Annotated in this window: 16 protein-coding genes and 1 tRNA gene; 15 read left to right on the top strand and 2 right to left on the bottom strand. The window is 59.6% G+C overall.

What is annotated here, in order from left to right:
* From HMPREF0372_RS20800 to HMPREF0372_RS14155, 14 genes are all read left to right on the top strand, one after another.
* On the top strand, positions 1–1,868 hold a 1,868-nt coding region (locus tag HMPREF0372_RS20800), incomplete at its 5' end, for an ECF transporter S component (protein ID WP_007493895.1).
* A gap of 457 nt (positions 1,869–2,325) precedes the next feature.
* A complete protein-coding gene (locus HMPREF0372_RS19850; protein ID WP_155117040.1) occupies positions 2,326–2,817 on the top strand; it encodes a hypothetical protein in 492 nt (163 codons plus the stop codon).
* Positions 2,818–3,211: 394 nt separating this feature from the next.
* A complete protein-coding gene (locus tag HMPREF0372_RS14210) occupies positions 3,212–5,056 on the top strand; it encodes a sigma-54-dependent Fis family transcriptional regulator (RefSeq protein WP_007493887.1) in 1,845 nt (614 codons plus the stop codon).
* 276 nt (positions 5,057–5,332) lie between these two features.
* Complete coding sequence (locus tag HMPREF0372_RS14205) at positions 5,333–6,373, top strand: zinc-dependent alcohol dehydrogenase (RefSeq protein ID WP_155117039.1); 1,041 nt, start codon at positions 5,333–5,335, stop codon at positions 6,371–6,373.
* Between the two features lie 47 nt (positions 6,374–6,420).
* A complete protein-coding gene (locus HMPREF0372_RS14200; protein WP_007493883.1) occupies positions 6,421–7,770 on the top strand; it encodes a GntP family permease in 1,350 nt (449 codons plus the stop codon).
* A 59-nt stretch (positions 7,771–7,829) separates the two neighbouring features.
* Complete coding sequence (locus HMPREF0372_RS14195) at positions 7,830–8,948, top strand: 4-hydroxybutyrate dehydrogenase (RefSeq protein ID WP_007493881.1); 1,119 nt, start codon at positions 7,830–7,832, stop codon at positions 8,946–8,948.
* Positions 8,949–9,060: 112 nt separating this feature from the next.
* On the top strand, positions 9,061–9,798 hold the full coding sequence (locus tag HMPREF0372_RS14190) for an SDR family NAD(P)-dependent oxidoreductase (RefSeq protein WP_007493879.1): 738 nt from the start codon (positions 9,061–9,063) through the stop codon (positions 9,796–9,798).
* Between the two features lie 50 nt (positions 9,799–9,848).
* The gene (locus HMPREF0372_RS14185) at positions 9,849–10,823 is read left to right on the top strand and encodes a thiamine pyrophosphate-dependent dehydrogenase E1 component subunit alpha (RefSeq protein WP_007493877.1); all 975 of its coding nucleotides are present in this window, start codon (positions 9,849–9,851) and stop codon (positions 10,821–10,823) included.
* A 20-nt stretch (positions 10,824–10,843) separates the two neighbouring features.
* A complete protein-coding gene (locus HMPREF0372_RS14180; RefSeq protein ID WP_039997653.1) occupies positions 10,844–11,824 on the top strand; it encodes an alpha-ketoacid dehydrogenase subunit beta in 981 nt (326 codons plus the stop codon).
* Positions 11,825–11,836: 12 nt separating this feature from the next.
* Positions 11,837–13,144: a dihydrolipoamide acetyltransferase family protein gene (locus HMPREF0372_RS14175; protein ID WP_007493873.1), complete on the top strand. Its 1,308-nt coding sequence runs from the start codon at positions 11,837–11,839 to the stop codon at positions 13,142–13,144.
* A 13-nt stretch (positions 13,145–13,157) separates the two neighbouring features.
* A complete protein-coding gene (gene lpdA, locus HMPREF0372_RS14170; RefSeq protein WP_007493865.1) occupies positions 13,158–14,852 on the top strand; it encodes a dihydrolipoyl dehydrogenase in 1,695 nt (564 codons plus the stop codon).
* Entirely contained in the window at positions 14,849–15,418 is a 570-nt protein-coding gene (locus HMPREF0372_RS14165; RefSeq protein ID WP_007493863.1) for a GDSL-type esterase/lipase family protein, read from the top strand. Before lpdA ends, HMPREF0372_RS14165 begins: the two co-directional genes overlap by 4 nt.
* A gap of 21 nt (positions 15,419–15,439) precedes the next feature.
* A complete protein-coding gene (locus HMPREF0372_RS14160; RefSeq protein WP_007493861.1) occupies positions 15,440–16,426 on the top strand; it encodes a lipoate--protein ligase in 987 nt (328 codons plus the stop codon).
* Positions 16,427–16,487: 61 nt separating this feature from the next.
* A complete protein-coding gene (locus HMPREF0372_RS14155; RefSeq protein ID WP_007493859.1) occupies positions 16,488–16,955 on the top strand; it encodes a VOC family protein in 468 nt (155 codons plus the stop codon).
* A gap of 699 nt (positions 16,956–17,654) precedes the next feature.
* Here HMPREF0372_RS14155 and HMPREF0372_RS19845 read toward each other — a convergent pair.
* Together HMPREF0372_RS19845 and HMPREF0372_RS14150 are read right to left on the bottom strand one after the other, a co-directional pair.
* Positions 17,655–17,828 carry a hypothetical protein gene (locus tag HMPREF0372_RS19845; protein WP_007493848.1) on the bottom strand — a complete coding sequence of 58 codons (174 nt, stop codon included), beginning with the start codon at positions 17,826–17,828 and terminating at the stop codon, positions 17,655–17,657.
* Between the two features lie 185 nt (positions 17,829–18,013).
* Positions 18,014–18,100 (bottom strand) — tRNA-Leu (locus HMPREF0372_RS14150).
* Between the two features lie 160 nt (positions 18,101–18,260).
* Here HMPREF0372_RS14150 and HMPREF0372_RS14145 point away from each other — a divergent pair.
* Positions 18,261–19,640, top strand: coding sequence for a hypothetical protein (locus tag HMPREF0372_RS14145; protein WP_007493840.1), 1,380 nt, complete (start codon positions 18,261–18,263; stop codon positions 19,638–19,640).
* The last annotated feature ends 10 nt before the right edge of the window (positions 19,641–19,650 follow it).

The following is a 19,650-nucleotide window of genomic DNA, read 5'->3' as shown; positions in this document are numbered from 1 at the left end:
CGGTCACGGTGCGGGAGGGCCGGGATTGGCTGACCGGATTTGCTGACGGCCATCCGCTGGGAGAACTGCCCGCCGAGTCCCGGCATGTGTATCCGGATGAGCCGGCCATCACGGCGGAAGGGCTGTGGTTCAAGTACGAAAAAGAGCTGCCGGATGTGGTGAAAGGGTTGAGCCTTACGGTGAGGCGAGGAGAGTTCCTGGCCTTACTGGGCGGCAACGGCACCGGAAAGACCACCAGTCTGAAGCTGCTGTCCGGACTTCAGAAGCCTTACCGGGGGGAGGTAAAGCTGGTTGGGAGGGTAGGTGTGCTGCCGCAGAATCCCCAGGCGCTTTTTGTGAAGAAAACCGTCCGGGAGGACCTCATTGAGATTCTCAAGGGCCGGGCTTTCTCCAGAAAGGCGCAGGAGGAGCGGATCGCTTGGGCGGTGCGGTTGTGCCGTCTGGAGGAACTGCTCGACCGGCACCCTTACGACCTGTCCGGCGGCGAACAGCAGCGGGCGGCTCTGGCAAAGGTGCTCCTGCTGGGACCGGAAATCCTGCTGCTGGACGAGCCCACCAAGGGGCTGGACGCGGAATTTAAGCAGACATTCGCTGAGATTTTGCAGACACTCCTGCGACAGGAGGTTGCCCTGCTCATGGTCAGCCACGACATTGAGTTCTGCGCCCGGTATGCCCACCGCTGCGCCCTGTTTTTCGACGGCTCCATCGTCACGGAGGCCCCGCCGCGGGCTTTTTTCTCCGGCAACAGCTTCTACACGACCTCGGCCAACCGCATGGCCCGTGGCCTGCTCCCGGAGGCAGTGACAGCGGAGGACGTCATACTGGCCTGCGGCGGGACGCTCCCGCCTGTGCCGGAACTCCCGGATCGCAGGGAGCCGCTCCCGGAGCCGGAGGAGGCCGGCGCGTACTCCAAACCAAAACCGCTGACCTGGTGGCGCAAGCTGGGCGCGGCGCTGACAGGAGCTATGGCCTTCCTCCTGTTCCTGTCCTTCATGAACATCACAGATTTGACCAAATTGATCACCGCAGGCGGTATGACAGAGCTGGCAAACCATCAAATGTTTCTGTATGCGCTCTTTATTCTCTCGTTGTTCCTGTTTGCTGCCTGCATTACGCGCCGGTCCCACCGGAAGGATTATGTCCTCCAGGTGCCCAGGGCCAAGCGGAAGCTGGCTAAGCGGACCATTGTGGCAGCCGTGCTGATTTTACTGCTAATCCCGCTGACCCTATATATCGGAGTGTTCTATTTGGGGAATAAAAAATACTATTTCATCTCTCTGATGGTGCTGTTGGAGTGTATGCTGCCGTTTTTCCTGATCTTTGAGGGGAGAAAGCCGCAGGCCAGGGAACTGGTGATCATAGCGGTCCTGTGTGCCATTGGCATTGCAGGACGGGCGGCGTTTTTCATGCTGCCGCAATTTAAGCCGGTGATGGCGTTAACGATTGTCGCTGGTGTTGCCTTCGGGGGAGAGACGGGGTTTCTAGTGGGCGCAATGACCATGCTGGCCTCCAATGTGCTCTTTGGACAGGGCCCGCTGACTCCCTGGCAAATGTTCGCCATGGGCATTATTGGCTTCCTGGCAGGCCTTCTGTTCCGAAAGGGACTCCTGCGCAGAAACCGGGGCGCGCTATGCGTGTTTGGCGCGCTGGCCGCCATACTGATCTACGGCGGAATCATGAATCCGGCATCCGCCCTCACCTGGGTGGGAGAGCTCAATGAAAAGGTCCTGCTGACCTACTACATCTCCGGACTCCCCTTCGACTGTATCCAGGCGGCTGCCACTTGGCTTTTTCTCTGGTTTGGGGCAGAGCCCATGCTGGAGAAGCTGGACCGCATTAAGGTCAAGTATGGAATGGTAGAGGTATAATACTTGCTTGGAATCGACTTTGCTGCCTTTTGTCAAAGGTAGGATGATATGCCTGGATGGAGAAATAGAACATAGGCGGAGAAAAGGCTGAAAACATGCGGCGCTCAACCGAGCGCCGCATGTTTTTTCTTGCCGCTTTGATTTGTCCTTACTGTTTAAACGTCAAACCGCCATAGGGCCCGCCTGTATCTCAGGCGGGTCCTATGGCCAAAAGTGTTTTCGGCAAAATAAAAATTGTAGCAAAGGCTACCCAAAATGTGAGCGCCCTAATGGCGAATTAAAATGAGCCATTGTCAGCATCTGAAATAAACGCTACCTCTTAGGTGGGATAACCATAAGGGGGGTAGCAGAAAGGCGTTACGAATGGCTCAAATCCAGTATATCAAATTTCCCCAGATCTAACTACGGAGTATCGTAAGCATTCCAGCCCCAAAACCAAGAGTGCCTGCGGATAGGCATGAAGCGGATTTTTGAGTACATTGGGGGTATTCCCCTCAGACTGCGCTTTGACAATATGACCACGGCTGTTGCTCAGGTATTGAAAGACGGTGAGCGTGTTCTGACAGAGGGCTTTACCCGATTTATGCTCCACTGCATTTTCCGGGCTGATTTTTGCAATCCGGCTTCCGGCAACGAAAAGGGCAATGTAGAGAAGAAGGTTGGTTACAGCCGCCGCAATGCCTCTGCTTCGGTTCCGTCATTACCTCGTTTGAGGAATTTAATAAATGGTTTTGGGAGTGGTACGAAAAGGACGCCGACCGGCTCCACTACAAATACAAGGTCCCCGCAGTTGTTGAGCCAGGAGCTGGCCGTGATCTACGCCCTGGAGACATACGGCCCGGACCCGGCAGGGCAGGTACAGTCAACACTTGCCCAGCAAAAGGGAGTGACAACGCCCGGGTATGGGACACATCTAAACGGGCGATCCAGATTGTCCTCAACAACCTGAAGGGCATCTTCTTCCGGGACGATGATTTGGAGCAAATGACCTTTTCGGGGACGGGGCGGCGGGGGGGAAACAGGTATCACGATCCTCCGCATCTCAGCTTTTCAAGAAGTCGGCGACTACGACTTGGCACCAGCCTTTCCGCCAGCGATTTTGCTATACATAAAGATAGTGTCATTGATTTTTATATGTTACCTTGCTACAATAATATTATTTTAGCGGGACCCTGGGATATGGGGCCGTGGGGACATCAAGAAAGGAGTTTACGATCTTGACGAGTCAACGATTAATCCAAGAGGCAAAGAATTTCCTGCGCAGCGGTACTCCTATCCCGGACGAGGCGGTACGGCCGGAGATCCTACGGTCGTGGAAACGTTGCTGGGGGTCCCATGTGCCCATGGAGCACGGGAATAAGGAGATCCTGCCACTGGATGCCGTGGAGGAGCGGATCGCCCGGCGGAACAGTCTGTGTCAGGTGGCCTTCCCCTATCTGGATGGGCTGTACGATTTCATACGGGGCTCGGAGTTTCTGCTGCTATTCAGTGACGAGGAGGGCTATATCCTCTACGCCCGGGGGGACGAGGACATCTCCCGGACCGCCCGGGAGAACGGGCTGGTCAAGGGGGCCTGCCGCAGCGAATCCCGGCTGGGCACCAACGGGATCGGCACGGTCTTGGTGGACCGGATCCCCCTCCAAGTCTTTGGGGCAGAGCACTACTACGAGGTACATGCCAACTGGGCTTGCTCCGGCGCATCGGTCTTTCTGCCCGATGGAGACATCGGCGGCGTGGTCTGCCTGTCCGGCATGGCGGAGCATGTGAACGATCACACTCTGGGCATGGTGGTGGCCGCAGCAGATGCCATTTCTCGGCAACTGAAGCTGAAAGATGCCTACGACCAGCTGTCCAAGAGCTACCGCAACTTGTCCGCTATCATCGAGACGGTGCCCACGGCCATGTGTCTGCTGGACGAGTCCCTCCATGTGGTAGCCTTTAATACACAGGCCACTCGGCAGCTGGCCCTCGCTCCGGCTGAGCTAAGCGGAGCTGACTTTCTGGAGGTGCTGGGATGTGGGGCGGTCACGGCGGAGGATATCAAGACCTCCCTATCCAACCGCACCATCTCCTTCGAGCGGGGAGAGGGCAAGCACACCATCTCCCTGTCGGTGGAGAGCACCGGCCACCAGGAGTATGTGGCGCAGATTGAGCAGTTGTCCAGCCTTCACAAGCGGGTCAACAACATTATGGGCAACGAAGCCCATTTCAGATTCCAGGACATCATCGGCATCTCTCCGGCCATGGGGGAGGCAGTGCGCATGGCCAAGATCGCCGCCCAGAACGACGCCTCGGTTTTCCTGTCCGGAGAGAGCGGCACGGGCAAGGAGCTCTTTGCCCAGGCCATACATAACGCCAGCTCCCGTCGCCGGGGGCCCTTCATCGCAGTCAACTGCGGCGCACTGCCCAAGAGCCTGATCGAGGCCGAGCTGTTCGGCTATGAGGGCGGGAGTTTCACTGGGGCCCGGCGGGACGGCTGTGCGGGCAAGTTCGAACTGGCCAACGGCGGGACGATCTTCCTGGACGAGATCGGGGATATGCCGGTGGATGTCCAGATCACCCTGCTGCGGGTGCTCCAAAACCGAGAAGTCCGCCGGATCGGGGCCTCCAAGGCGCTGAGAATCGACGTGCGGGTGATAACTGCCACCAACCGGGATTTGGAGCAGCTGGTGGACAGCAAAGTCTTCCGGGAGGATTTGTTTTACCGGATCAATGTCTTTCGGATCAATATCCCGTCTCTGCGGGAGAGGACGGGAGACGTGAGGCAGTTGGCGGGCTTCTTCCTGGCCAAGTACAGTGACATTCGTCCTGGAGGAAGGGTGGAGGGCTTCACGGCCGAGGCCCTGGCCATGATGGAGGCATACCCCTGGCCGGGGAACGTGCGCCAACTGGAGAACAGCGTGGAGCGGGCGGTCTACCTGGCCGAGGGGGAACTGGTCACCGCCGCCGAGCTCCCGCCGGAGGTCCGGGCCTTCCAGGGATCGGCGCCCTCGCCGGCTGTGCCCGCGGCGGCGGGAGAGTCCCCCTCTGGGGGCGAGGGGGAGGACGAGGCGGCGCGGATCCAGGACATGCTCCACCGCACCCACGGGAACGTCATGGAGGCGGCCCGCTTGCTGGGCATCAGCCGAAGAACTTTATATCGAAAGCTCCAACGGTATCACATCGATTACAGCTCGCATCGGATCTGATATACCGTATGACACAAATGAAACTGTGACACAACTGTGCGCCATGTGCGGCTGTGTCACAGTTTTTGTCACATATGTGGCACACTCCTGTGGCGCACTGGGGCAGAGAAGTCCCGGTTTGCCTTGGTTTTTCAAGGGTTTGCGGAGGGGAAGAGTTGGCATGGCATTTGCGTGTTTATCAAAAACAAGACCGGGTGCGGTACGCAGATGACCGTCCCCGTTTGCTGGCGGAGCAGGACCCACGGGGACAAATCGAAAGAATGGGAGGCGATCACGATGAAGTATGCCGTTTTGAGCGGCAACGAGCGGTTCGAGATCCGGGAAGGAGAGCTGAAAAGCAATGGATGCGCGGTGCTCCAGGTGACCCATGTTGGCGTCTGTGGCACGGATACCTCTTACTGGCACGAGGGCGAGCGATACCGTGGGGTGGTCATCGGACACGAGTACTCAGGCGTCGTAGTGGCCCCAGGCACCAACCGGGCCCTCAAGCCGGGCGACCGGGTGGCCGGGTACACCCAAAACGTATGTCAGGAGCCCTGCGGCCACTGTGAGGCATGCCTGGCTGGCGACTGGGACCACTGCACCAACCGCAGGGTCTTCACCTGGAAGGGCGGCGAGCTGGGCCATCCCGGCGCTTACAGCCAGTACACCACCTGGTTCCCCCACAGTCTGGTCAAGCTTCCGGATAATGTGACCAACGAGGAGGGAGCCATGGCCGAGCCCTTCGCGGTGGGCCTTCATGCCATCCAGGTCAGTCAGGTGAAGCCCAACGACAGGGTGCTCATCCTGGGCGGCGGGATCATTGGCATGAGCTGCGCGGAGTGGGCCAGAACCTTCGGCGCCAGTGAGATCACCGTCTCAGAGCTCAACCCCCAGAAGCGGGAGATCATCCGGGGCTATCAGGTGGCTGACCATGTGGTGGCTGCCGACGCCCCCGACCTGGAGCAGCAGCTGCTGGATATCTCGGGGGGCGGCTATGACCTGCTGATTGACTGCGTGGGGGTGCCCAGCGCCTTCAACACCGGCTTGCGCGCCCTCAAGCCGGAGTTCTATATGCGGGCCACCGCCGTGGGCCTGCCCCATGCTCAGTTCCCTCTGGACTATGAGCGGCTGGTGCTCAAGCAGGTGCTCCTCCGTGGCAGCAAGGGCCACAACTTCGATGAATTCAAGACCGTTATCAGCGCCATGGCCTCTGGCCGGATCTCCGTGAAGAAATACATCTCTCGCCGCATCAAACTGGAGGAGGTCCAGGCGGGTTTTGAGGCCATGAAGGCCGCCCGCGGCCTGGACACCAAGGTAATCATCGAGACGCAGTGACCCCGAAACGATTAAAACAAGTCTGCAAATAAAGAGGGAGGAGAATCATGGACATTATCTCCATACTGGGCCTGGTCCTGGGGCTGGCAGTCCTGATCATGATGGGCTTTAAAGGCTGGGGCATGATCCCCACGTCCATCGTGGGCGCGCTGGTTGTCGTCATCACCAACCGCATGGACCTTTGGGAGGCGCTGAGCACCCACTACGGAACCTTTATGAAGAACTATGCGGGCGACTACTTCCTGATGTTTTTCCTGGGCACGCTGTTCGGCGCACTGATGGGGAGCAGCGGTGCGGCCAAATCCATCGCCTGTAAAATCGTGGATCTGATGGGCAGCAAGCGGGCCCTGCTGATTGTGGTTATCACCTCTGCCGTCCTCTCCTATGGCGGCGTCAGCTTTGCCGTGGTGGTGTTCACCCTGTACCCGATCGCTCTGGTTCTGTTCAAGGAGGGCAACGTCTCCAAGCGGCTGTTCCCTGCGGCGCTGTTCGCCGGCTGTGCCTCCTTCACCATGGTGGGCCTGCCGGGCAGCCCACAGATCCAGAATATCATGCCCACTGAGGTACTGGGAACCACGGCCTACGCTGCTCCCCTCAACGGTATCGTTGTTTCCTGCATCATCTTCGCTCTGAGCATGGTATGGCTGGAGTGGAACGACAAGCGGTTGAAGGCGGCCGGCATCGGCTTCGTCCCCGGACGAAAAGACGATCTGGAGGCCATCGATATCTCCGACCGCACCGGGATGCTGCCCTTCGGTCTGGCTGTCATTCCTATCTTATTCGTGGTGCTGTATATCTTTGTGATGCAGCAGGTGCTGAAGGACGCTGTCACCTGGAGCACCAACTACATCGTCATCCAGTCCCTGGCCCTGGGCTGCCTGCTGGCCTTTGCCCTGTTCCACAAGCGGATCCACGCCTTCCGCGATTCGGTCAATGATACGGCCACCAACAGCCTGATCGCCCTGATGAACACCGCCGTGGTCACCGGCTTCGGCGGCGTAGTCCAGGGATCCCATGGCTTCGAGCTGGTCAAGGAATTCGCACTGAGCCTGGATATGAACCCACTGATCTCTGCCTGCGTGGCCACCGCCATCGTGGCTGCGGCCTGCGGCTCCTGCTCCGGCGGCCTGTCCGTGTTCCTGGCGGCCCTTGGTCCCCAGTATGTGCAGCTGTGTCAGGCGCAGGGAATCGATCCGCAGATCCTCCACCGCTCCATCACCTGGGCGGGCGCCGGCCTGGACTCCCTACCCCACTCCGGCGGCTATGTGACGGCCAACATCTACACCGACCAGACCCCCAAGGAGACCTATCCCTATTTCTTCGTCACTAACATCGGCCTGACGACGCTGGGCTGTGTGCTGACGGTGGCCCTGTATATGCTCTTCGGCCTGGTGTGACCAGGCGGAGAGGCTGGAGAAATCCGATCACGCTCTGAAATCGAGAAAGGAACATTGCTATGCTGGAAATGATCTGGAAGCCGACTCTGTACGGCTTCGACACCTGCAAAGAGTTTGCCGAGGCGTTCCGCCTCAACAGAGACGACCTGATCCTCAGCAACGCCTATATCTATGAGCCCTACTTCGGCTGTATGGAGAACCTGAACTGCCATGTGATCTTCCAGGAGAAGTATGGCGCCGGGGAGCCCACCGACGTGATGGTGGATGCGATCCTGGCCGACGCGGCCAAGACCAGATGTAAGCGGGTGATCGCCATCGGCGGCGGCACGGTGATCGACATCGCCAAGGTGCTGGCCGTCTCTGACGGCGAGGGGGTGGACGACCTTTATGACAAGGCCCCCGATCTGGAAAAGAAGCGGGAGCTGATCATCATCCCCACCACCTGCGGCACGGGCAGCGAGGTGACCAATATCTCCATCATGGCCCGCACCCGCATAGGAACCAAGCTTGGCCTGGTCAGCCCCGCCATGTACGCCGACTACGCGGTGCTGATCCCCCAGCTGCTGGAGGGCCTGCCGTTCAAGGTGTTCGCCGCCAGCTCCATCGACGCCCTGGTCCACGCGGTGGAGTCCGCCCTGTCCCCCAAGGCCACCCCCTACACCAAGCTCTTTGGCTATAAGGCCATTGAGATGATCATTCGGGGCTATCAGACCATCGCCAAGAAGGGGCCGGAGAGCCGCTTCTCTCTGCTCAACGACTTCCTGCTGGCCTCCAACTATGCGGGCCTGGCCTTTGGCACCGCCGGCTGCGCCGCCGTCCACGCCACCAGCTATCCCCTGGGCGGCAAGTATCATGTGGCCCACGGCGAGAGCAACTACGCCATGTTTACAGGGGTGCTCAAGAACTACATGGAGCTCCGCCGGGACGGGGAGATTGCAGTCCTCAACCAGTATCTGGCCGACCTGCTGGGCTGTATGCCCGACGTGGTCTATGACGAGCTGGAGAAGCTGCTGGATCAGATCCTGCCCAAGCGGCCCCTCCGCGAGTACGGCGTGACCAGGGAGGATCTGCCCGTCTTCGCCCACAGCGTGGTCACCGAGCAGGGCCGCCTGATGGCCAACAACTTCGTCCCTCTGGACGAGGCGCGGGTGCTGAAGATCTATCAGGAGCTGTTTTAAGACCGTTCCAGTCCCGGTTGCCTGTCCCCGCCTTAAAGGGCGGGGATCGCCGGGGGAATCCCTCTGGCCGGGGGAGCGGGACTGGGCGCAATGATAAAAGGAGGAGATTCTCATGGCGCTTATGAGCAAGGCAGCGATCGTGACCGGGGCAGCCCAGGGCATCGGCAAGGCCATCGCCGCGCGGCTGGTGAAGGATGGAATGCGGGTGGCCATTGTGGACATCAACCAGGAGGCCGCCGTCGCAGCCGCCGAGGAGCTGGCCGGGCAGTATGGCGCGGACACCATGGCCGTGCAGTGCGACGTCTCTCAGGAGGAGCAGGTCAACACCGCCGTGCAAAAGGTGCTGGAACGGTTCGGTACGGTGGATGTGCTGGTCAACAACGCCGGCATCCTGTCCCTGAAGAAGCCCTTTGTGGAGTACACCAAGGCCGACTGGGACAAAATCTTCGGCATCAACTTCATGGGCGATGTGTTCTTCTGCAAGGCGGTGATCCCCACCATGAAGGAGAAAAAGGCCGGGCGGATCATCAATATGGCCTCCCAGTCCGCCGAGACGGGCGGCCTGGCCGCCTCGCCGATTTACGCCGCCAGCAAAGCTGCGGTCTGGTGCATGACAAAGTCCCTGGCCGGGGAGATGGGGCCCTATCAGGTGACCGTCAATGCGGTGGCCCCCGGCTACATCATGACCGAGATGACCCGCAACGCCGGTTATCGGGACGACATGGTCCCCATGAGGCGCCTGGGTACCCCTGAAGACGTGGCCGACGTGGTGGGCTTCCTGGCGAGCGAGGACAGCCGCTATGTCACTGGCATGATCGTGGATATCAACGGCGGCACGGTGATGCGCTGACTTTGTCTGAACGAGAACGGGTCATCAACTGACATTGGGAGGTAAAATATATGAGCACGAAAAAGGAACCGAAGGAGCTGGCAAAGCAGTTCTATACCGTAATGTACCGGATGCGCCGCTTCGAGGAGGAGGTCTTTGAGTTCTATAAGCGGGGCCTGATGCCAGGCCTGGCGCACCTGTATCTGGGGGAGGAGGCGGTGGCCGCCGGGGCGTGTGTCGCTCTGCGTGAGGACGACTATATCGGCTCCACCCACCGCGGCCACGGCCACCTGGTGGCCAGAGGCGCCGATCTGGACCGGATGATGGCCGAGATCCTGGGAAAAAAGACCGGCTACTCCAAGGGCAAGGGCGGCTCCATGCACATTATGGCCATGGACAAGGGCATCCTGGGCGCCAACGGCATTGTGGGCGGCGAAATCCCCATCGCCACTGGCGCGGCCTACTCCGCCAAGCTCCGGGGCACCGAGCAGGTCACCCTGGCCTTTTTCGGTGACTCCGCGTCCAACGAGGGGACCTTCCATGAGTCCATCAACATGGCCGCTGCCTGGAACCTGCCCATCGTCTATATTATTGAGAACAATCTCTTCGGCATTTCGGTGGATATCCGCCGGGTGACAAAGGAGCATGACCTCTATAAGCGGGCCGAGGGCTATGGGATTCCGGGCGAGGCTGTGGACGGTAACGACGTCTATGCGGTGTACGAGGCCGTCTCCAGGGCGGTTGAGCGGGCCCGCAAGGGCGAGGGGCCCACCCTCATCGAGTGCAAGACCTACCGCTGGCAGGGCCACCACGTGGGCGACCCCGGCGAGTACCGCGCCCCTGAAGAGCTGGCCGCATGGAAGGCCCGCGAGCCCTTGGTGGTGCTGCAGGAGAAGGGACTGCTGAGCGACGGCGAGATTGAAGAGATCCGCGCCTCTGTGGAGAAGGAGATCGCCCAGGTCTGTAAGTTCGCCGAGGAGAGCGATTATCCCGACGTGTCCGAGGCCTACAAGGATGTGTTTGTAGATATCGCCGCATCTGTTTGATAATAAGGGAGGTTCAGATCATGAGAGAATTGATGGTGAGAGACGCCATCCGGGAGGCCCTGGACGAGGAGATGGCGCGGGATAATACCGTATTCCAGATGGGCGAGGACATCGGCGTCATCGGCGGCAACTTCAAGTGCACCGTGGGTTTGCGGGACAAGTATGGTGATCTGCGTGTAAAGGATACCCCCATCTCTGAGCAGGGGTTCGTGGGCATGGGCGTTGGCGCGGCCCTGACCGGCCTGCGCCCGGTGGTGGAGCTGATGTTCGCCGACTTCATGATGGTCTGCGGCGACCAGCTCTTCAACCAGATGGCCAAGATCACTTACATGTCCGGCGGCCAGTGCAACGTGCCCATGGTGGTGCGCCTGCCCCTGGGTGGCGGACGCTCCTCCGCGGCTCAGCACTCCCAGTCCATCCATGCCTGGGCCGCCCACATCCCCGGCGTCAAGGTGGTGGTCCCCTCCACCGCCGGCGAGTGCAAGGGGTTGCTCAAGACCGCCATCCGGGACAACGACCCCGTTATGTTCTTTGAGCACAAGATGCTCTACACCACCAAGTTCAACGATGTCCCGGAGGTGGAGGAGGATGTGTGCATCCCCTTCGGCAGGGCCCGCATCGTCACGGAGGGCGCCGATATCACCGTGGTCACCAACTCCATGATGACCATCAAGGCGGAGAAGGCGGTCCGGCAGCTACAGAAGGAGGGCATCAGCGCCGAGCTGATCGACCTGCGCACCATCGTGCCCCTGGACACCGAGACAATCATCAGGTCGGTGAAAAAGACGGGCAAGCTGCTGATCGTAGACGAGGGCCACCTCAGCTTCGGCATCACCGGCGAGATCGCCTCCCGGATCATGCCCGACGTGTTCTATGATCTGGACGCCCCCATCCAGCGGATGGGCACCGCCGACGTGCCCCTGCCCTTCAGCCCCGCGCTGGAGTTCCCGCTGATTCCCGACGAGAAGAAGATCGCGGCCAAGATCCGCGAGATGGTGTAAGGAGGCATCGCAATGGCTGAAGTCGTCATCATGCCTAAGCTGGGCTTCAACATGGACGAGGGCCAGTTGGTCAAGTGGCACAAGCAGGTGGGCGAGACGGTAAAGAAGGGCGAGGTGCTCTTTGAGATCAACACCGACAAGACCACCATGCCCGTGGAGGCCACCGAGGACGGCACCCTCCTGAAGATCATTCTGGAGGAGGGTGCCTTCGCCGAGGTGTTTACCCCCATCGCCGTGACCGGCGCACCGGGGGAGGATCCGGATGCCGCCCTGGCTTCCGCCGGACAGGGGCAGGCCGGTGGAAGCGCGCCCGCCGCCGCTCCTTCGGCCCCTGCCGCGCCGGTGGACATGAAGTCTCTGAAACTGACACCCAAGGCCCGAAAGCTGGTCCAGGACGAGGGCATCGACCCGGCCTCCCTGACCCAGATCAAGGGCACCGGCTTCCAGGGCGGGATCACCTATAAGGACCTCAAGGCATCCCCGCTGGCCCGCAGGGTGGCCCGGCAAATGGGCGTGGATCTGGCCGCTGTCCAGGGTACCGGCGCCGCCGGCAAGATCATGAAGGCCGACGTGGAGGCCGCGGCCGCCAAGGCCGCGCCTGCCTCCGCCGGGTCGGACACCCGACAGGTGGCCTCCGCCGTTCCCTACAAGGGTGTGCGCAGGATCATCGGCGAGAAGCTGGCCCAGTCCAAATTCACTGCGCCCCACCTGTACTTTACCGACGCGGTGGACACCACCGAGCTGGCCGCCTTCCGCAAGCGGCTCAACGAGACCAGCGAGGTAAAGATCGCCGTCTCCGACCTGCTGACCATGGCGGCCTGCAAGGCCCTGAAGAAATTCCCCGGCATCAATGTCACCCTGAAGGACGACCAGGTCGTCACCTACAAGTCCATCAACGTGGGCACTGCCGTGGCTGGTGACAACGGCTTGGTCGTCCCGGTGATTAAGAATGTGCAGAACAAGACTCTCACCGACGTGGCACGGGAGAGCAAGGATCTGGTGGCCAGAGCCAGGGAAGGCCGGCTGGCCCCGGAGGAGTACAGCGAGGGTACCTTCTCCATTTCCAATCTGGGGATGTTCGGCATCGGCAACTTCACCGCGATCATCAACGCGCCCGAATCGGCGATCCTGTCGGTCAGTTCCGTGCGCAAGACCCCCGTTGTGGTCACCGGCGAGAACGGAGAGGACGCCATCGCCATCCGGCCCATGATGAACATACAGCTGTCTGTGGATCACCGGGTCATTGACGGTCTGCTGGCCTCCCAGTTCGTGGAGTATATGAAGCAGCTGCTGGAGCATCCTATCCAGATTCTGATGTGAGTGGAGGAGTGTCATGGCAGAGATCATCATCATGCCCAAGCTGGGCTTCAATATGGACGAGGGCCAGTTGGTCAAGTGGCACAGGCGGGTGGGTGAAACGGTAAAGAAGGGCGAGGTGCTCTTTGAGATTAACACCGACAAGACCACCATGCCCGTAGAGGCTACAGCGGACGGCACCGTCCTCCAGCTCATGCTGGAGGAGGGGGCTTTCGCCGAGGTGTTCACCCCCATCGCCGTGATCGGCGCTCCGGGGGAGGACCCCAATGCCGTCCTCAACGGCCCCGCCACCCCCCAGGCCGCGCCCGCGGCCCCGGCGGAGCCGGCCGGATACGACTACGACGTGGTCGTGATCGGTGCCGGCCCCGGCGGCTATGAGACGGCGATCAAGGCGGCCCAGTGCGGGAAAAAAACCTGCATCATCGAGGGGGCCGGTTTCGGAGGCACCTGCCTGAACGTGGGCTGCATCCCAACCAAGGCGCTGATTCAGACCGCCGACGTGTACCACAAGGTGAAGGATGCCGCCCGCTTCGCGGTGACGGGCGTGGAGGCGGACAAGATCGCGGTGGATATGGCCGCCTTGCAGGCCAGAAAGAAAGCCGTGGTCAAAACCCTGGTCAACGGCGTCAAGGGTCTGCTCCGGGGCAATAAGGTAACGGTGGTGGAGGGAATGGCCTCGTTTGCCGATACCCATACCCTGTCTGTGGACGGCAGGAGCATCACCGGGGCCAACATCATCATCGCCACCGGCTCCAGCGTATTCATGCCCCCCTTCCTCGCGCTGGAGGGGGAAAACCACCTGCTGACCAGCACCGAGGCCCTGGACCTGGATCAGGTGCCCGCCTCGGTCACCGTGATCGGCGGCGGTGTGATCGGCGTGGAGTTCGCCTATCTCCTGAACCGTCTGGGCAGTAAGGTGACGGTGCTGGAGCTGATGGACCATATCCTGCCCATGGTGGACATCGAGGTCTCCAGGCTGGCGGAGAAGCGGATGACCAAGGACGGGATCCTGTTCCGGCTGGGCGCAAAGGTCAGCCGGGTGAAGGACGACACGGTGTACTACGAGTTTGAGGGGCAGAACTGCCAGGTAAAGTCGGATATGGTGCTCATGGCGGTGGGACGTGTTCCCAACACGCAGGGCCTCAACGCAGAGGGGATCGGCATCGAGTTCGACCGGAAGGCGATCCGGACGGACGCCCATATGCGCACCAACATCCCCCATATCTATGCCATTGGGGACGTGAACGGGAAGGTTATGCTGGCCCACACCGCCTCCCACGAGGGTATGGTGGCAGTGGCGGACATCTGCGGCCAAGGGGAGGAGATGCGCTATGACCGGATCCCATCCTGTGTCTATCTGGAGCCTGAGATCGCCTGCATCGGCCTCACCGAGGCCCAGGCCAGGGAGAAGTACGGCGACGGGCTGAAGATCGGGCGGTTCAACATGGCGGCCAACGGCAAGTCCCTAATCGCGGGGGACACGGACGGCCTGTTCAAGGTGATCGTGGCGGCGGACACCGGCGAAATCCTGGGCGCTCACCTCTATGGTCAGCACGTCACCGACATGATCGGTGAGATCTCGGCGGCCATGGCCGCCGAGGGCACCGCTGAGGAGCTGATCCATGCCATCCACCCCCATCCCACGGTCAACGAGGCCCTGGGCGAGGCCTTTATGGCCGCCTGGAACGGACGGGCCATCAATTCCCTGTGACAGGGCGGATCCTCTGCCTGGGTGACAGCCTGACCTATGGCTTCGGCCTCCCGCGGGGACTGGTCTGGACGGCGCTGTGCGCCGCCCAGACCGGGGCGGAGCTGCTGGGCCGGGGTGTCAACGGCAACACCACCGGCGGTATGCTGGCCGTCCTGCCCGATCTGCTGGTCCGGGAGCACCCGGACGCGGTCCTCCTGATGGGCGGAACCAACGATATCGCCTACGGCGGGGATCTGGCGGGCGCCAGGGCCAACATGGGGGCCATGGCCCACCTGATCATCGCCAGAGGAGGCCTCCCGCTGATCGGGATCCCGCCGGGGCTCCGGCGGCCCATTCGGCGGGAGTGGGCGGAGCTGATGCCGGAGCGGGCGGCAGAGCTGCTGGCCGAGTACCAGAGCTGGCTGCGCCGCTTTGCCGCCGCCTTCCGTCTGCCGGTCCTGGACTTCGACCGGGCCTTCACCCGATGGGGAGAGGAGGGGCTCTTTCAGCCGGATGGCCTCCACCCCAACGCCGCCGGCCACTGCCTGATGGCGGAGACGGCCGCGGCGCTCATTCGATCCCTGTGAGAGAAAGGAGCCTGTGCCACGATGCGTGCCATCCAAAGCCCCAGCACCGACCCCCGCTTCAATCTGGCGCTGGAGCAGTATATTTTTGACCAGATGCCTCGGAACCGGTCCTATCTCATGCTCTGGCGCAACGACCGGACGATCGTGGTGGGCAAGCACCAGGATACCTTCGCCGAGATCAACGCCGACTATGTGCGGGCCAACCAGATTCAAGTGGTCCGCCGGCTGTCCGGGGGCGGGGCGGTCTATCACGACCTGGGGAACGTGAACTTCACCTTCATCGCCGACCATACGGGCAGCGACTTTGACTTCTCCACCTTCTGCCGCCCGGTGATCTGGGCGCTGGAGAGCCTGGGGGTGCCCGCGGAGCTGAACGGCCGAAATGACATGACCATCCGGGGCAGAAAGTTTTCGGGCAACTCCCAGTATGTGAAGGAGGGCCGGGTGATGCACCACGGCACGCTCCTGTATGACTCTGACCTGAGCGTGGTGTCCTCAGCGCTGGCTCCCAGCCGGGACAAGCTGACCTCCAAGGGCCTGCCCTCGGTGCGCAGCCGGGTCACCAACATCAAGCCCTATATGCATCAGCCGATGCCCACAGAATCCTTCATGGAGCGGCTGTGGTCCTGCCTGGGAGAGGTATGTGACCTAGTCCCCTATGAGCTGGATCGGGGGGATCTGAACCAGGTGGAGCGTATCCGGCAGGCGGTGTACGACCGCTGGGAGTGGAACTATGGAAGTTCCCCCCGGTGTCAGATCGACAAGCGCCGCAGGGTAGAGGGCTGCGGCGAGATCCGGGTCTGCCTGGATTTGAAGGAGGGGGCAATCCAGGCGCTGTCCTTCTATGGGGACTTCTTCTCCCGAAAGGAACCCGACCAGCTGGCCCAGCGGTTGATCGGCTGTCCTCTGCGGGAGGAAGCCCTGCGGGCGGCGGTGCCGGCGGGGGAAATCGGGCAATATTTTCAGAACATGGACCTGGATGAATTTTGCGGGCTAATGCTCTGCTGAGGCCCCATCAAAAACAGGGCGCGGCCCGGAAGGCCGCGTCTAACAGCAAGGAGTGGATAATATGAGTATTGACCGTCTGCCGCCCGTGGGCCATGTGGGTGTCGTCGTGGCCGATATGGACCGGGCGCTGGAGGAGATCCGTCAGATCTTCGGGATCGACGGCGCCGGGAAGGTGTACGACTTCACACCCATGAATGTATGGGCCTGGGGGGAGAAAATCTCCGGCTGCCAGATTCGGATCGCCATGCTGGATTGGACCGACAGCCTGAAGCTGGAGGTGCTCCAGCCCGTCTTTGGCGAGATTGAACATAAGCGCTTCGTAGATGAGGTGGGAGGCGGGATGCACCACACCGCCTACTACGTCAAGGACTACCCGGCTTATCGGGATTTCATCGTGGGCCAGGGGGGCGAGATCATTTTTGAGTCGGAGACCGAGGATGAAAAGGGGTACCGTCGATGCTGCTACGCCCGTATGCCTGGGACGCAGATGATTGTAGAAGTATTGGAGAAGGCGTGGTTGCGCAATTGAGGTGCTCCTGTCTTTTGAGAAAATAAGTTCATAGATTAAGTATGGGCAACACCCCTCCTGTGGTTCGGCAGACGGGGTGTTGCTTATATTCTGGACATAAGGATGCCCTCCTGAAGCACTCTTGTTGAGAAAAATGCTCCATCTAAGTTTAGATGAAGTTATAGGGTCAAGCGTCAAACAGCAATTATTAGGTATGAAAAAAATCATGCTTAATTGTATAAATGACTATAATTAGACTAAAAAGTAAAAATAGAACTTTGGAAAATATTACAACGTACAGTCAAAGCAGCGGCTGGGAGGAGAGGGCTTTCGTGCTTGTACCGTAAATTTAAAGATAATTAAGCTACCAAAAAAGAGATGTTCCAGAGGTCACTATACCTTTGGAACATCTCTTTCTGTTTAGATTTCAAAGCGGAATCGGTAAGAAGACGGCGTATGAGCTTTTGAAGGATGGCGCAATCCACTAAATGAAGATTGGGAAATCGTTTAAGATACCTAAAATCTATATCATTGAATATCTGATCGGTATATATTAAAAAGTTTCGGTGTGTGGAAATAAGGCAGTACGGAATTGGAGGAGAGAACTTTACATGGAATAATATTTTACATCCTCTTCGATTGAGCATCCCAATATACTTTCATGCCAACGATTGTAATAGATTTCTTGTTAACGGGAAGCTTTTCCATAGCGGCCTTGGTCTATTCGGAATGACCGGTTGAGAAGGAAAGTCCTTTTGCAAAGAGCATATTAACAATCTTTCCTAAGCTGGCTCCAGCAAGATAGTATTTAAATATACCGCGGACAGCATCTGTTTTTTCTTCATGCGCAGTGATTTCCTTGCCAGCTAAAACGTAGCCATACGGAAGTTTCACAGGTACCTCACTTTCCAAAACATAAATAAAGGCAGGTTTAAGAGAGATACCATCTCTTTAAATCTGCTTGCTGACACTTGCAATATGTAATGGTAGCCAGTTCTATGCTGTGGTTTTAATACACTTTTACCAAGTATAGACAAAACCTGCATATAACTATCGTTATACGCAGGTTTTGTCTAGGATGGTGCCGGTAGTGGGACTCGAACCCACACGATGTTGCCATCAACGGATTTTGAATCCGTCACGTCTACCAATTCCATCATACCGGCAACGGGACTGCAAAATATTATACACGACATTGAAGCGGTTGGCAAGTCTTTTCGATGGAGGAAAATCAGAAAATAATCGGTTAATTAACATACCATTTCCGGTAGAGATGTGCTATGATAATCTTGATTTTATAACTTATCCCATGGAGGGGTTCCGACGATGAAAAAATGCAGGCTGCTTTTGGCGGCGGGGTTGCTGATGTTTCTGACCGGCTGTTTTTCCCAGTCGGTGGAGGAATTCTACGCGCCTCCCAAGGCGCCCGACGATTATCTGAAGCTGGACAATGAGATCAACAAGGTGCTCACGCAAGGGGGCGAGTACGCCGCGCCCCTCAGCGGGGAGCTGACCCAGAAGGTGCAGCTTCAGGATTTGGACGGGGATGGCGTACAGGAGGCTATTGCCTTTTTCCGGGTGAGTGCGGACGAGCGGCCGCTGAAGATCTACATCTACCGCCAAGTGGGGGAGAACTACGAGGTGGCGGCCGTGATTGAGGGCTCAGGAAATGCGATTGACTCCATCTACTATGAGAACCTTGACGACAGCCCCTCCAAGGAGCTCATCGTGGACTGGGAGACAGCGGGGCAGAGGCACTCCCTGGCGGCTTACTCCATCGACCGTTATGAGGTGCTTGAGTTGATGCGCACCGACCACGCCGGCTTCCAGATTTATGACGTTGACGGGGATGGGCAGAAGGAAATCCTCGTGCTCCAGATGGCGGCAGGGGAAGTGGGCCAGGCAGAGAGCTTTGTCAACAGCGCGCCGGGCAGCCGGGTGGAGGTCTATAACTTCCGGGATGGTATCCTGGAGCTGGACGCCTCCGCACCACTGTCCAACGGGGTGGAGAAGCTGGTCAGCATGAAGACGGGCTATCTCCAGAACATGGCGCCGGCGCTGTTTGTCACCTCCACCTACGCTGAAAACGGGCAGATCACCGACATTTTCGCCTGGAAAAACGGGGGGCTGGAGAATGTGACCCTGGAGCCGGACACCGGCGAGAGCGACAGCACCATCCGGTGGTCCACCGAGGTGGAGAGCACGAAGGTATCCTATACCGACATCAACCACGACGGCATACTGGAGCTGCCATCCGCCTATGCGCTCCCCGATCCCAACAATGTGGGGACGGCCCCCAACTTCTGGGCCATCCGCTGGTGGCAGTATGACATCAACGGGGTTTCTCATCTGGTATATACCACCTACCACAACAGCCGGGACGGCTGGTACTTTGTTCTGCCCGAGGCGTGGTCGGGGAAGGTGACGCTCTCCCGCAGCGACTTGGCGGGCGGCGGCGAGCGGGCCGTAATCTTTTCTTACTGGGAGGGAAGCGCGGACACAGCGCCGGTGCCGTTCCTGGTCATCTACAAGCTGACCGGCGACAACCGCGTAATGCGGGCCAACATGGCCGACCGCTTTCTCCTGCCCAACACCGGGGAGGAGAAGGAGACCATTTATGCCGCGCGCCTGATCGAGAGTGGTTGGGACTGCGGCTTGGACGAGGAGGGCGTAAAGGCCAATTTCGCCCTGATTACCAGCGATTAGCGCCCACGGC

This window comes from Flavonifractor plautii ATCC 29863 (assembly GCF_000239295.1).
In the GTDB taxonomy this organism is placed as follows: domain Bacteria; phylum Bacillota; class Clostridia; order Oscillospirales; family Oscillospiraceae; genus Flavonifractor; species Flavonifractor plautii.
This window is presented reverse-complemented; position numbering and strand designations above follow the sequence as displayed.